Source organism: Bradyrhizobium sp. Kon37 (assembly GCF_055807535.1).
Genome location: NZ_JBVVOY010000014.1, coordinates 36,854 through 50,506 on the forward strand (window position 1 = coordinate 36,854; position 13,653 = coordinate 50,506).

Annotated in this window: 13 protein-coding genes; 10 read left to right on the forward strand and 3 right to left on the reverse strand. The window is 57.9% G+C overall.

Translation table 11 applies throughout. The annotated features are described in order from the left end of the window. Positions 1 to 135 precede the first annotated feature (135 nt). The 3 genes from AC0L3J_RS23765 to AC0L3J_RS23775 all read left to right on the forward strand — a co-directional run bounded on the left by AC0L3J_RS23765 (position 136) and on the right by AC0L3J_RS23775 (position 4,061). On the forward strand, positions 136 to 1,155 hold the full coding sequence (locus AC0L3J_RS23765; protein WP_473348463.1) for a hypothetical protein: 1,020 nt from the start codon (positions 136 to 138) through the stop codon (positions 1,153 to 1,155). Between the two features lie 218 nt (positions 1,156 to 1,373). After that, positions 1,374 to 2,561: a non-hydrolyzing UDP-N-acetylglucosamine 2-epimerase gene (gene wecB / locus AC0L3J_RS23770; RefSeq protein ID WP_473348464.1), complete on the forward strand. Its 1,188-nt coding sequence runs from the start codon at positions 1,374 to 1,376 to the stop codon at positions 2,559 to 2,561. A gap of 3 nt (positions 2,562 to 2,564) precedes the next feature. Then, positions 2,565 to 4,061 (forward strand): glycosyl transferase family protein, encoded by a 1,497-nt coding sequence (locus AC0L3J_RS23775; protein ID WP_473348465.1) that lies wholly within the window; start codon positions 2,565 to 2,567, stop codon positions 4,059 to 4,061. Here the strand turns inward: AC0L3J_RS23775 and AC0L3J_RS23780 are convergent. Next, positions 4,058 to 4,390, reverse strand: a complete 333-nt coding sequence (locus tag AC0L3J_RS23780; protein ID WP_473348466.1) for a hypothetical protein — start codon at positions 4,388 to 4,390, stop codon at positions 4,058 to 4,060. The genes AC0L3J_RS23775 and AC0L3J_RS23780 overlap by 4 nt on opposite strands. A 732-nt stretch (positions 4,391 to 5,122) precedes the next feature. On the opposite strand from AC0L3J_RS23780, the gene AC0L3J_RS23785 reads away from it, so the two are divergent. Together AC0L3J_RS23785 and AC0L3J_RS23790 are read left to right on the forward strand one after the other, a co-directional pair. Next, positions 5,123 to 6,346 (forward strand): polysaccharide biosynthesis/export family protein, encoded by a 1,224-nt coding sequence (locus tag AC0L3J_RS23785; RefSeq protein WP_473348467.1) that lies wholly within the window; start codon positions 5,123 to 5,125, stop codon positions 6,344 to 6,346. A 245-nt stretch (positions 6,347 to 6,591) separates the two neighbouring features. Next, a complete protein-coding gene (locus AC0L3J_RS23790) occupies positions 6,592 to 6,858 on the forward strand; it encodes a hypothetical protein (RefSeq protein ID WP_473348468.1) in 267 nt (88 codons plus the stop codon). 64 nt (positions 6,859 to 6,922) lie between these two features. On the opposite strand, the gene AC0L3J_RS23795 is transcribed toward AC0L3J_RS23790, so the two are convergent. Further along, positions 6,923 to 7,321, reverse strand: coding sequence for a hypothetical protein (locus AC0L3J_RS23795; protein ID WP_027516158.1), 399 nt, complete (start codon positions 7,319 to 7,321; stop codon positions 6,923 to 6,925). A 769-nt stretch (positions 7,322 to 8,090) separates the two neighbouring features. On the opposite strand from AC0L3J_RS23795, the gene AC0L3J_RS23800 reads away from it, so the two are divergent. Together AC0L3J_RS23800 and AC0L3J_RS23805 are read left to right on the forward strand one after the other, a co-directional pair. Then, the gene (locus AC0L3J_RS23800) at positions 8,091 to 8,222 is read left to right on the forward strand and encodes a hypothetical protein (protein WP_256375666.1); all 132 of its coding nucleotides are present in this window, start codon (positions 8,091 to 8,093) and stop codon (positions 8,220 to 8,222) included. Between the two features lie 611 nt (positions 8,223 to 8,833). Further along, complete coding sequence (locus AC0L3J_RS23805) at positions 8,834 to 9,112, forward strand: VanZ family protein (protein WP_473348469.1); 279 nt, start codon at positions 8,834 to 8,836, stop codon at positions 9,110 to 9,112. 36 nt (positions 9,113 to 9,148) lie between these two features. Here the strand turns inward: AC0L3J_RS23805 and AC0L3J_RS23810 are convergent, their stop codons facing one another. Then, positions 9,149 to 9,427, reverse strand: coding sequence for a hypothetical protein (locus AC0L3J_RS23810; RefSeq protein WP_473348470.1), 279 nt, complete (start codon positions 9,425 to 9,427; stop codon positions 9,149 to 9,151). A 302-nt stretch (positions 9,428 to 9,729) separates the two neighbouring features. On the opposite strand from AC0L3J_RS23810, the gene AC0L3J_RS23815 reads away from it, so the two are divergent. The 3 genes from AC0L3J_RS23815 to AC0L3J_RS23825 all read left to right on the forward strand — a co-directional run bounded on the left by AC0L3J_RS23815 (position 9,730) and on the right by AC0L3J_RS23825 (position 13,581). Beyond that, entirely contained in the window at positions 9,730 to 10,089 is a 360-nt protein-coding gene (locus tag AC0L3J_RS23815) for a hypothetical protein (protein ID WP_473348471.1), read from the forward strand. Positions 10,090 to 10,538: 449 nt separating this feature from the next. Further along, the gene (galE, locus tag AC0L3J_RS23820; protein ID WP_027516155.1) at positions 10,539 to 11,534 is read left to right on the forward strand and encodes a UDP-glucose 4-epimerase GalE; all 996 of its coding nucleotides are present in this window, start codon (positions 10,539 to 10,541) and stop codon (positions 11,532 to 11,534) included. A gap of 1,834 nt (positions 11,535 to 13,368) precedes the next feature. Beyond that, on the forward strand, positions 13,369 to 13,581 hold the full coding sequence (locus tag AC0L3J_RS23825; RefSeq protein WP_084462212.1) for a hypothetical protein: 213 nt from the start codon (positions 13,369 to 13,371) through the stop codon (positions 13,579 to 13,581). Positions 13,582 to 13,653: the final 72 nt, after the last annotated feature.

Here is a 13,653-nt window from a genome sequence, read left to right on the forward strand (position 1 = left end):
GAAGTCTCAGGCTAGCTGCGCGAGTCTCGAAAGCATCGTCCCGGATGGATGCCGTCCGGCAATTGCGCCCGCTGTCGCACGCGGGCTATAGTCCGGCGGGACCCGCATCGCCTGGGTCGCTCTGGAGATGATTAAGTGGTCTATAGGGAAGCGCGGAAATCGTTTGTTGTGAGTTTTCTTTTCACAGCACGGCGATTGCTTGGAATTGCGACATTCGCCCTCGCGCTTACGCTGCTCGCTCCCAAGCTTTTTCTTCTTTTTGACAATCCGAAGGGGGCCAGATTCTCGGCAACATTGCTGGACGCGCGGGACCTTATTCTCAAGAAGGCATCACCGCTCCTTCATCATTACATACCGACGAACATTGCCGGCGCCGATCGATCTGACTGGATTCTGATAGGCTTGGCGATCCTCGTTACTTTCACGGTTGGATCTTTGGCTCAAAGGAGCCAGCACTCGTTCAACCGCCGCCTGCTTAGAGCCTCTGCGCAGGAGTGGCGCGAGAAGGAGGGTGTGAAACCCGGCTCCGCCCTCGACAAGCAGCTGGAGAGCAAACTGCGGGTCGCGGAAAGCGATAACGCGGTAAACCGGCAAGACCTTTTGAAGGTGTTCGCTGAAACGAAGAAAAAGCTCGATTCATTCGGACGAGAAGTTGCGTTTCTGGCGGTTGATGTCGTCGGATCTGCCCAGATGAAAAACGGCGAGGATCCTGCGTCGGTTCAGTACGACTTTGCTGAATACCGAAAGCTGGTGGAGCGCATATTCCGGGCCCGCGGTGTCTTGAAGACGGCCTGGACACCTGACGGGGTCATGGCCTGCTTTGCTCACGTGGAGGACGCGTGCCAGGCCGGCAAGGACGTGATCAAGAGCCTCAGGGCGTTCAACCGGGACGTGAAGATTTCGAAGGCCGATTATTCTGTCCGCTGCGGCGTCAACGCCGGTCTCGTCTATTTCGACGACTCGACCCCACTGGAGACCATTTCCGACAGGGTCATCGATGTGGCCGGCCATATGCAAAAGCACGCCGAGCCCAACACAGTCCTGATCGCCCGAAAAGTTATCGAACCCCTGCGTCAGCTCGAAGAATTTACCCACACGAGCCAGATCATCGACGGGTATGAGGCCAGTGTATGGCGCGATTCGGCAACCGTATAACCCGCTCGTCTGGCACCAGCTGCTCCCCTCCGGCGTGCTCATTTTTCGGGTACATTTACCCTGTATTGCCAATGCTTTGTTTTCCCTTCATGATTGCCGAAACATCATTTGTCTGAAGGGCGGGCTCCGATTAAGCTGGTTCCCCTAAACACCGACAGATAATTCGGCCTTGTGCGGCGTGTCGATCGCACTGGCGAGTCGATTTTGGGGCTTCGGACATGCATCTCCCGCATCGGGACGAGTTCACGCGTTCTATTCCTGTTCGAACCTTTCTCGTCGTCATCGGCACCCGGCCGGAAGTCATCAAGCTGGCGCCGGTTATCCGGCGCCTGCGCGGCACAGGATGGGCCAACGTCAGGGTCGTAACCAGTGGTCAACAGAGCGACTTGCTTGATCTGACACTGGCCGAATTCGGACTCATACCTGACATTGCAATCCGGCACCGTGGGACCTCCCTTAGCCCCGCGCAGACCGCAAGTCGACTTCTCGGCAGACTGGATCGCATTCTCGAAAGCGAACAACCGGACTGTGTCATCGCGCAGGGAGACACAACCACGGCATATGCAGCCTCGGTTGCCGCATTTTACCGAAAGGCACCCTTCGTTCATATTGAAGCCGGATTGCGGACCCCCGAGCTCGACGCGCCCTTCCCTGAGGAATTTCATCGGCGCGCAATCGCCGTTTCGTCAGCGCTACATTTCGCCCCAACTTCAGCAGCGGCTCAAAACCTGATCAATGAGAACGTGCCGAGAGACAAGGTGTTCGTGTCAGGCAATACGGTGATTGACTCGCTCCTGGAAATCGCCGCCACCAGGCCGCCTGTCCCGCCGGAGTTTCAGGCGAGACGCATGATACTGCTGACTGCGCACCGCAGAGAAAATTTCGGCACGAGATTGAGGGACGCTCTCACGGCAGTGAGAGCTTTTGTCGACCTCACCCCGGATGTTGGCGTCTACTTCCCTGTCCATCCGAACCCGAACGCCCGCGAGGCGGCCATGGAGGTTCTCTCCGGTCACCCCAGGATTAATCTCGTTGAACCCCTCAGCTACCGGGCCATGGTCGCGGCCATCCAGAATGCCTGGTGCGTCGTGACGGATAGTGGGGGATTGCAGGAAGAGGCTCCGGCCCTCGGCAAACCAGTCCTGGTCCTGCGGGACGTCACCGAACGTCCGGAGGCAGTCGCGTCGGGCGTTGTAGAGCTCGTGGGGACCTCTCGCGAAGCAGTCTTCAAGTCGCTCCACGAGCTAAACAAAACGCCGGCAAAATATACGAAGATGGCGCGCTCCGTATTTCCGTATGGCGACGGGCACGCCAGCCGCCGAATCGTCGAGGTCCTCTACCGGTATTTCGTGACTGGCCAGGACCAGAAACCAGCAACAATTGCTCCTCTTCGGCATGCATCCTGACTCATGGCCAATCTGACCGCCTATCTTCCGTGGTATCTTTATTCGGTTGAGATCATGATGCTCGTGGCGGGCATCATCATTGTTGTGTCCAGCTTCGACGATCTCGTGGTGGATGTGCTGTACTGGACCGGGCGGCTGTTCGGCATCACGAAAACCAGGGACTTGCCCGACGTAGAGCTTCTCGAGCAGCTGCCGGAGAGGCCAATCGCGATCATGATCCCATGCTGGAAAGAGCACGACGTTATTTTTTCCATGCTGTCTTCAAACTCCCGGCTACTTCGCTATCAACAAGCTCACTATTTCGTCGGCGTCTATCTCAACGATCCGCCGACTCAGGATGAGATCCGAAAGGCGCAGAGCCTCTATCCGAACATTCATATGGTCCTGGTACCCCGGGATGGTCCGACCAGCAAGGCAGACTGCCTGAACCAGATTGTCTCGGACATCTTCATGTTCGAGGCCGAGAAATCGATCCAGTTTGCCGGGGTCGTCATGCACGACTCCGAGGATCTCATTCATCCTCTCGAGTTGAAGCTCTTCAACAAACTCGTCGATCTCTACGATTTCGTTCAGCTGCCGGTCTATTCGTTCTCTCGCCCCGTTCTGTCATTGATCGGCGGCATCTACATGGACGAGTTTGCGGAAATGCACACCAAGGACCTCGAGGTCCGGCAACGCATCTCCGGCGTCATTCCTTGCGCGGGCGTGTCCGCCTGTTTCAGCCGCGAAGCGATGCTTCATCTCGTCGACCAGAACCAGGGCGAAGCCTTCCGCGTCACGTCCTTCACCGAAGACTACGACATCGCCTTTCGCGTTTCGGAGCTTGGTTTCAAGTCCGCCTTCATCGCCTACCCGGCGAAGTACGCCATCGACATCGATATCGATACCGGCAATCCTGGCATCCTCCACCGGAGCCTTCCGATCGCAACGCGTGAATTCTTTCCCTCCGCGCTGGAAGCAGCGTACCGGCAGCGCGCCCGATGGTTGCTGGGGATCGTCTTTCAGGGAACCGAAGAAATCGGCTGGAAGGGCAAGTTCGGCACGAAGTACTTTCTGGCGCGCGACCGAAAAGGCGTGATCACCAGTCCTGCGGTCATGCTTGCCTACTTCGCCATGGCGAATTTGATCCTGTTCGAAGCTTTCCGCTGGTATCTCGACCCCAATCACGAGCTTTCTTACGCCATCCTGTCGTCAGATTGGGCGAAGACCCTATTTTGGGTGACCTTCTGCTTCCTCATATGGCGGCTGCTGAACCGCATGATCTTCACTGGCATGATTTACAATCTGCGCCATGCTCTTATGTCGGCGCCACGGCTCATCGTCGGGAATTTCGTCAATTTCTTTGCCACATGGCGCGCTGTCCGCATCTATACAAGCCACCGCGTTTCCGGCCGGCCTCTGGTGTGGGACAAGACTTCACACTCCTATCCCATCCAGATGGGCGAGTTGGAGCTTCCCACTTCGGACAGCGAGCTGCCGGGCGGGGCGGGTGCGTCCTAGCTGTATTGGAGAGCGGAACGATTCGCCGAACGCCGGAGCGGACAGGTCTGCTCGGCGGGTCCGAGTACCAGTCGCCACACCGGGCGCACGGCAAATAGTGCGATACCGACTCCGATGGCCGCTAGCTGCAATTCAGGGTGAAGGACGACGGCAACGAGAACGGCCCAGCCCAGCGCGATCGCGCAGATATCAAGAAACTGACCGCGCGACTTGGCCGCCCCGACGAACCCCTGATCAAGCGCCGAAGCGATTGCCGCGAGCCCATCGACAGCCTCACGGCTCGGAGCCGCGGAAAAGTCAGCTGAAAATCCATAGTTTGCAGTAGACATTAACGCCCCCGTCGTCAGCCTCTTGCGGGCTCCATGGGGGTTTTTTGACATGCGAGCTGTTTCGCGCAGCTCAAACCAAATAATACAGTTTTATCTACCTCCCGGGTTCCACCCGGCTATCGCCTCCCTTTGGCGGGATGGGCAACGTTGAGTTAACAGCATCAGCTTGAACCGACCCTGCCCGGCGAGGTCGGCCAAGAAATCAAACGCCGACCTCCGGGAGGCGTTCCGCGCGTCCTCGTGGTTTGCGACATCTTTATCGATGGAGATAATTGAGGCAGACTTGCTCTCGAAACATCGGCATCAACGCCATCTCTGGCATGCCCGTCAGTTCATCTTCCAGAATATTACATTTCGATCGTTCATTGCCCTCGCACCAGTTTTCCGGCGTTGAGCTGACGGTTCCTACCCGGAGATGAGCTCGAACGAGCCCGGTTGCGTTCGAGGCGTGCTGTCGTTCGATGATGTACGCGCAGCAACTCGCGCGAACTCTGATGCCGATCATGTCCCAAAGATGTCTCTCGTGCGGCAAACTTTGCTCACAAATCAATTGTGGCGAGAAAGCAAACATGTTGCCTAGTCTCTGATCACAAAAGCTGACAATGGATTACGAGTAAGTTGCAGGAAGGCCACAAAGTCGCGCGTTTCTTTTCGATAAAACCCGATGAGAGTGACTCGACGATAGGATGATTGCTACGCTCGAGCGCAGTAAACGGATGGCGTGAGGTGATAGTGGCAAGCGAAACAACTGGACCATCGATTCAGATCGGCATTCATCACGCCGTGGCGCTGGCCCTTGTCCTTGTGATGATGACCGGCTGCGCTGGTGTCATTCCGATGGACGCACCGGATGCCGCTGCCGTTCACGAGAATGCCGCCATCATCACGGCCCCATCCGCACCGCTTCCTTATGTCCTGATGCCGGTCAATCCGGTCGTCCTCACAGCGTCGAACGCGATCACCAATGCGACAGGCATCTCCTTCGCTTCTGTACCGGGCGGGCACTATCGTGAAGCGCCCATTAGCGTGGGCGACATTCTGACTGTCACCGTCTTTGAGGCACAGGCGGGAGGTCTTTTCATTCCCGGTGAAGCCGGCGTCAGGTCCGGCAATTTCGTCGACATTCCGCGACAGCAGGTTGATCAATCGGGAAGCATCAACATCCCTTACGCCGGGTCAATCAGGGTCGCAGGACAAAATCCGCGCGCGGTGTCAAATATCATCCGCGACCGCCTCAAGGACCGTGCAATCGAGCCGCAAGTCGTCGTGGCTGTCGCCGAACAACGAGGTAACCAGGTCAGCGTGCTCGGAGAGGTCAACACCCCGTCGCGTTTCCCGATTGACCCGGGTGGACTGCATTTGCTGGCGGCGATCGCCAAGGCCGGCGGCCCCAAGTTTCCGGACTATGAGGTCACCGTCACTCTCAAGCGGGGAAACCGGACTTACACGCAGTACGTTTCGAGCGTGGTCCAGCGACCTTCCGAAGACGTGTTGCTATCCCCGGGAGACGTCGTTTTCCTGACCCGCGTTCCGCGGGTATTCATGGCCTTCGGGTCCACACCTTCGCCCGGCTCCATTGGTGGCACCAACAATCGTCGCTTTACCTTCGAAAATGCGGAGATGTCACTGGCTGAAGCCTTGGCCAAGGCTGGCGGTCTCGACGGCAGCCGCGCCAACTCAAAATCAGTTTTCGTCTACCGTTTTGAGCCCAGGCGACTGATGGAAAGCGTTGGCCTCAATGTAGCTGGATTCCCGACAATTGAGGTACCTGCCGTTTACAAATTCGATATGAGCAAACCTGACGGCTGGTTCCAGGCAGATTCGTTCAGAATGCGTGATCACGACGTGATTTCGGTCGCAGAATCTCCGTCGACCGAATTCATCAAGATCATGGCGCCGCTGGACGCGGCCACAACCAATGCAGCAAACATAAACTCCATCGTAACCGCGAGGTAGTCTGACGGACACAAGACCAGGTCGGCCCCCAAACCTGATGAGGGATGGAAACACACACCATTGGTATAGCCGTCCAATTGAGCAGTTGGCTCGTTTGCAATGGGTTCTGTGACTTCCGAAACTGCCGTCCGCGCCGGCCCGAGATTGATGTCCAAGTTCATGTTGAAGACAAATTGAAGCATCGACTTCAGCCAATCTTAGAGCGCCGGCACTAGAGCTAGGGGACGGTTTGGAGTCCCTGAACGATGTTGCTGATAGCAGGTAGTATTTCGACGGGGCTTGTCCTCGGTCTGCGGTACCGAGTCTTCGTCCTCGTGCCTGTTATTCTTGTTGGGGCGGTCGCGATTTGCGCGATCTCGCCGCAATCGCTTTGGCAAGCCTGCGCTTCTGTTGCAACCTTTGCTGTCCTGCTGCAAATCAGTTATCTCGCCGGCGCGCTGTTGAGATTTGCTACCGGCGGAGGAATGATCGCCAACGGCCCAGGTCAGTTAAGCCGCGCCCGACCGCACTGATGTTAGCTTTTTCCGCGTCAGGACACGCGCGACGGCTTGGGATCTAATGAAGCCGCCAAGGCGCTCAAGGCCGAAAATCCGGGAACCGGCTCTGCATGGCCACCTTGACGAACCTGAAGTGGGCGATCGCAGTCCCAAGCTCTTTTAGCCGCTTTTGGCTGTTTACGATCTCGGCGTCGAACAGGTCGTGATGATGGCTATCGAGCGGCTCCCGATGCAGATACTCGTCGTCGCCGTTACCAAGAGTAACCGCCGCTCGGGCTAACACATCGTCGACCCGCCGGCCAAGGCCCGCCCGCTCACGTTCCGCCGCCTCCAGAGCACCCTCGATAGCAGCCATGATCGCTCCGACCCGATGCTGATCGGTTTCGGCGTCTCGATCAGCCGAGCGCACCCGAAATTCGGACACACCGACACGGCGAAGGAAATTCTGGCTGCGAGCACTCAGAAACAGCTGGAACATGGATGAAATACTCGTTCGAGATCAGCGTTCGAAGAAGATCGCTCTTCTGTGGTTAATGAAGATTTAACGACTAGACACAGACCGCGTGAACGATCCAGTTCCGCCAAGCGCTGTCATGCTTCTCGTAAAGCGCCATCCATCTCTGTTCATCGGGCCCGAGCGCACTCGTGGTCTCTCCGTCCCGATCGCTCGTGCCCTGCCCGGCCTGTTTCCGATCCAAGCCTTCGAATTCTTGTGTTTCCTCGATCGTCAGGCCAATCAGAACCCGCCGACCAACTGCATCAACAAAATATCTTCGGGGAGGCGCGTTGCCTGGAGCAATCATGTTGCAACCTGCGTCAAATACCAAAGTTAATACTGGCTATTGCGTGAAGCCACCTGAGCCCAAAATACACACCAGACATAATCTCTACCGTCTACACCCAAATGATGGCGGCGCAGATTACCTGCAACTAGCGCCTTGGCCAAGTCCGCGCAATTCAGATCTCGCACCAAAGTTAAGTACCGGGCCAAACCCGATCAGTCGCCCCGCAGCAAGGCAAGCAGGCTCGCGGCTGCGTCCGGTAAGGTTGAAGAGTTAGCTTAACACCCGGTGTTTGTTGCGAAACTTTCCAGATCTCCTATCCCTCTCTTCACCGGGCTTTCGAAATGCCCAGCCCAACCAAGCAAGCCGTTGAGCATCCGCTTGGCGGCTTTCGTCTTGTGTACGAGAGGATCAATCGAGAAAATGGCACGCAGGCCCTGGTCATTCAAAGAGGATCGCCGGCTCATGGAGCTGGCGAAGTCTTCGATCTCGCTGGAAGATGCAGCAAAACAGCTCGGACGACCACCTGAAGCGATCAAGCGCATGGCGCTGCGGCTCGGCGTTTCGTTCAAGCCAAAGAATGCCAAGAAAGTCTGAGTACTCTGGGTGGACAGCCACCTCCGAGCGAGCTCCACTGCACGGCAATCGGAGGCTTCGTTACTTTCCAATCGCCGCCTGAATGGCTCGGATCACGCCTGGCGTCTGTCTCGTTGGGCCGCACGTTTCAATAGCTTGGGCCAACGCCCCACCAAAGACTGTTCATGCAGCAAGCGCTCCTGGCCATCTTCGCACTAAATGCATTTGAGCAATCCCACCGACCAACGAAGCGGAGAGCAACGACGCTACGGGGGACACTTCAAACGCTATCGCCTCCGGCGCACGGAAGTTCGGCAACCTGCTCGCCCTCGCAGCGCTCGACTGCAACCCCCTACTCCGATTAACGAGACCGCACTGCTGGCCTGGCCGCGCGGGACCCAATCGGGGACAGATAGCTTTAGAAAAAGCCTTGCACAGTTTCGCCGCGCAGTCCTCAAAGGCTGCACAGCACTGGTAGTTGCACCGCCTTAACGATATTCATGCCTTTCGCAGCGATGCCGCCGACGGATTGGTTATGCTACAACATGCGTCGCAATCATCTCATGACGGCAGCCGGACTCTGCCTTGCGCTCATCACTTACGCTACGCTAGCCCGGCTGTCAGGAAGGCCCGTGATCGTCGGCCATGCCGAGTCCTATCGGGTCATTGTCATTGAGCGCTTCAGCTTTTACGGCCTGCTTGGCTTTCTCCTGTCCTTTCTGCTGCCAGGTCGGATTGCTGCTGCCTGCTGCCTCGTAATCGCAGTCGCAACTGGACTCGGGCTTGCACAAATGCTGATCCCAGATCACAGCTTCGCAGCCATGGAGGTTCTGCAGAGGGCGGCCGGCGGCATCGTCGGCGTCCTCTTTTCTCAGACAATCCTTGCTTTTCTGCCCCGCCCGACCACCTAACGCCGGCCTCCGCCACGCGGACCATATCAACCGATATCAAGAACAAACGGGGACTTGCTTCGCCATCGGTCCGCGCAGCTCGGCGATGGCCGCGCTGTGGATGTTCGCGCCAAACTTGTCGCCCAGAAGATCCGCAGCCTGCATATCGCTGAAGGTCCCCGTGCCCTTGATCGGGCTCGACGCCGACCTGAATGCGAGGGCAGTGCCGGCGTTCTTGTCGACCGCGCCGGGCCCATGAAGATCGGAACACGTGCCCGTGTAGGTTACAACCTTCGTGCCGCTGTCGAACCCGGCTTCCGCCTGCCTAACCGGCACTCGTGTTCATCGGCACGTTGTTCCCATCCTTGAGCTCGACCTGCAAATTGACCGTTCGCAACCAGCGACTGTCTCGGACCAGACGGAGCGCAACAACGTCGCACCGGCAAGATGCCAGGACTCCTTCATGGCATCCTCCGACCGTACCCATTGCCCCCGATCCGCTGTGGAACACTGTCAGTCGCGCAGAATTCCGGTTGAAGGATTATACCGGATCGAAGATGTCAGGAGCGAGCGGCGTGCTAGGCGGCTCCTCGGCCGAGACTCACCTTTCTCGGCCTGAAACCTCCTGACATTTGCTGGTGAGTATCGCGCAATGCAGCGATCGCGTCGTCGAGATCAGGCTCGGCTTCGCGCATTGTCTCGAGGAACCGGGCGATCAAGGGAGCATTCAACTTCACTCGGGTGTTTCCATCACGGCTCCTACGCCGATCCAGCAGCAGGTGCTGAGCCTGCAATCTGGCCTGATCAGCACTAACTCCGCAAAGTGTCCCAAGCTCCTGATAAGTCATCCAGATCTGAGGCATGCCCTGTCCATTTCCTGTTATGGGCTCAACCTAGGTTGCAGGTTTGAAGGTAATGTTGCGACGGCGCGATCGCGCGACCTTTTCGCGGCAAAATGGTCAATTGAAGTTAAACAAGCGGGGGCGATGAACGCGTGACCCCAATGGAAGAAGTTGACGGGCCTGCGGGCGAGCGGCCCCGGAATGTCTCGTTCCCGAGAAGGAGCAAAATGGGCATTGTACGCTCCATACAGCCGAACAAACCCTGACGTCTTGGATCCTCGAGGCGTTTCTGAACCGACCTGCTTGCAGGCGGACGCGATAATTCTATGCTCCGGATGTTTGCTGCCAGGCGGTCCAATCCCATATTTGAATCGAGAGGCATTTGCTTGAGTTCGCTCGAATTTCCGTCTCTTGCTATGCCGCCGAAAGCGACCTCTTGTGCCGAGAGCCTTTCGAGCGACATATCGTGCTTGAGGCACCACTTCGCCCGCTTGCGCCGCAAAGGACCTGGGTGGCTCTCCCTTGCGCTGCTTGTGCTTTGCGTGAATCTACTGCTAGCAACGGCGGCTTGGATGATCGTTGCGCTCGTTTTGGGGTAAGCATACATGACCGACCGACCGACTGTTCTCGTCACAGGAGGCGCGGGCTATATTGGCTCGCATGCCTGCCGTGCCCTCTTTGCTGCTGGCTATCGCCCCGTTGTTTATGACAATCTCACAACGGGTCATCGCGGCTTCGTTACAGGGGAGCTGGTGACGGGCGATCTGCTCGATGGCGCGACACTGGCTCGCGCCTTTGCCGATCACAAAATCGAGGCGGTGATGCATTTCGCGGCGGCGAGCCTTGTCGGCGAGTCCATGAGCGACCCGCAGAAATACTATATCAACAACGTTCAGGGCACGCTGTCACTGCTCCAGGCGATGCGCAACGCCGGCTGCCGCCGCGTCGTATTCTCCTCGACCGGCGCAGTCTACGGTAGTGCCGATTCCAAGGCGCTACGGGAGGACTTTCCCTGTTCGCCGATCAACCCATACGGTGCTTCGAAGTGGATGATCGAGCGCATGCTCGCCGACTACCGTGCAGCTTACGGCTTCGGCGCATTCTGCTTGCGCTATTTCAATGCCAGCGGCGCCGATCCGGCAGGCGGCATCGGCGAATTGCGTGAAAACGAGACGCATCTTATTCCCCGCGCGATGATGGCGCTGCAGGGGCATGTCGACTTCGCCGTGTTCGGCGACGACTACGACACGCCCGACGGAACCGCGATCCGCGACTACATCCACGTTGCCGATCTCGCTGCTGCCCATGTCGCGGCTTTGAAGCTGCTGGAATTGGGGCATGCTGGCGGCAGCTTCAATCTCGGCACCGGCTCAGGCTTCTCGGTGCGCGAGATCCTCACTGCCATCAGGCAGGAGACCGGACGCGAGGTGCCGCATGTCGTCAAGCCGCGCCGCGCCGGTGATCCCACCTATCTCGTCGCAGACCCCTCGGCCGCCCGAAAGGTGCTGGACTTCGTGCCGCGACATTCCGATCTGTCGACCGTGATCCGCACCGCCTGGGCCTGGCACCAGAAGGCGCATCCGCTTAAATCAACCGGATAACCTGGCTCAGGTGCAGGCTTAAAGCTCGCACCTGGAAGCACTTATCCAATAAACCGAGAGCTACCGGCGAATTCAACCGCAAGCGATAGCACGGGCGGCATGTCTACAAGGCCGTCGATTCATTTCATCGCATCTCGTGCTGCTATTTCTTCCATACGACCGAGCTCCTCAATGTCGCCACCTTCCCGTCTTCGAAGGTCGCATATCGAAGCGTCGCCTCGACGGTCCGCGCCTCGTTGAATGCAGCATTCCATTCACGCATCTCAGTCGCAGCGCAAGCACCAGTACGTCGGCTGGCATACATCGGACATTCCAGCGGTGGCCCCTTTCTGGAGGATTCGACTCATGAGATCAACACGCCCACGTAGCTGCGAGATCAGCGCGCTCAGCCATAGCTTTCCCTGTGATGCCTGATCAGGACATTTCTTGGATGTCTGCCTCGACCTGAAGCAGCGCCTCGCCCTGGGCAGGCCCTTTCGCGTTAGCGGAGGAAACCACTTGCCCAAGCACGCGCCTGCCCGGCCCGGATCTAACTCGGGAGCCAGAAAGCTTATCTGCGATCTCGATTTTGGGCCCCCGACGTCAGGTCAGCAGCCAAACGGCAGGGGCCTTAACTACAGGCCCAGAACCGCAACAACCGACACGTGAGGCGTCGGGTTATTAAAAGTAACGGGGCCTGCAGGAGCAAGCGCAATGCACACGACTACCGCAGTATTCTTCGTCCTTGCTACGGCGTTTTTGGTTAGGTTCCTAGTTGTTAAGCCTCGCATCGATGCTTGGCTCGACGGGTAGAACAACATCTTGATGCTGCTTGCGACCTCGTGGTCTAGCCGGGCCGAGTTTTCGCGGCCGGCTTTCCAGAATCAACCTGCCCGCGCAATATCGAGCTTGATCCGAGAGTCCGGTTGTCGACGCTCACAAACTAGCGTGCTCAAACCGTGCTTTGCCCCGATGGGGCCCTCATGGCGGAGCCGGCGCGCCAACATATTCGGCCGCGTCGGTCCGTTCATCGGCGAGAGCAGCAAGATGCGCAAACTACTTTTGATCGCGTTCGACGTGTGCTTCTGGACCGCACTGATTGCCTCCATCGTCACGACGATCGCACGCCTCGGCGCGCACGCGAAAGGGCTCCGTGAGCAAGCAACGGCTCCTACCCCCGCAAAGTCAGCATGAGCTTGCTCGTGGCGTTCACGTGGGCGCTCCTTGAGCTTGGCCGTCAATCACCACTTCTGACGATGCGGTGCAATATTCGCTGTCATGACACAGCGCTGGTTGATCGCGAGCCTGGACGGCCTGGGCCCGGATGCCGAGGCGGATGAGAGCTTTGCCGATCCTCAACTTCCAGCGTAGAGTTTCGCGACCGTTCGGAGAGCCGGCTGGACAGCGGCCTCTAAGCTCTCGGATGCGCCCAAAATACATTCTCTCGTTTGCTCAACGGATGGATCGGCAGCGCGACTCTGGTACCGGGACAAAATACCGTACTACGCAGCGGCCTCGCCCAGCTCTGCATGCCGAGAGGACGCGTCACAGCGCGATCGCCTTTCAAGGCCGTCACGCCGCCGAGGAGCTTGATACACCCGCACTTCGACGCATGTTGAGCACGCTGCCGTTTGTGAACTAGATCATATCGGAGCCCGGAAATCTCCGGTACGAGGTTCACCGGGGGCTTCGAGCTTTCCACCCGGATTTTGACGCGCCGGCCGCAGCACTCACCTGCTGCAGCGTTCGTGTTCACAGTGCTTTGCGCCAGAATCAAGATGGCCCGCCACCGCAATTTATTTATCCAATTTGCCTGGATTTATCGCGACTTTCTGATCGCCATGGGAGGATAGTAGTGCCCAAAGAAAATTGCCTCGTCGTTCATGCTGCCGGAAGACAACTGGACCTCCTGCGCGGCGAAGCTTCCCGCATCGCCAAAGGCAAGAATCTTGATTGGTGGATCGATCGCGCGGAGGTCGGAACCCGTTTTTGCTTCGAGGATGCGAAGGCAAAGGAGTCGTTCGCTCTCGTTTGTGACAATTTCGGTATTGCTTGCCGAGACGTGTAGCCACGGTCGCCACTACAAGCGGGCGCCATTGCGCCAATTACGATGGCAATTCAGCGCCAATCCGGCCCCCGT

Coding starts and splice junctions, on each gene's coding strand:
- AC0L3J_RS23775 (WP_473348465.1), top strand. CDS start 2,565: ATGGCCAATCTGACCGCCTATCTTCCGTGGTATCTTTATTCGGTTGAG.
- wecB (WP_473348464.1), top strand. CDS start 1,374: ATGCATCTCCCGCATCGGGACGAGTTCACGCGTTCTATTCCTGTTCGA.
- AC0L3J_RS23795 (WP_027516158.1), bottom strand. CDS start 7,321: ATGTTCCAGCTGTTTCTGAGTGCTCGCAGCCAGAATTTCCTTCGCCGT.
- AC0L3J_RS23780 (WP_473348466.1), bottom strand. CDS start 4,390: ATGTCTACTGCAAACTATGGATTTTCAGCTGACTTTTCCGCGGCTCCG.
- AC0L3J_RS23790 (WP_473348468.1), top strand. CDS start 6,592: ATGTTGCTGATAGCAGGTAGTATTTCGACGGGGCTTGTCCTCGGTCTG.
- AC0L3J_RS23800 (WP_256375666.1), top strand. CDS start 8,091: ATGGAGCTGGCGAAGTCTTCGATCTCGCTGGAAGATGCAGCAAAACAG.
- galE (WP_027516155.1), top strand. CDS start 10,539: ATGACCGACCGACCGACTGTTCTCGTCACAGGAGGCGCGGGCTATATT.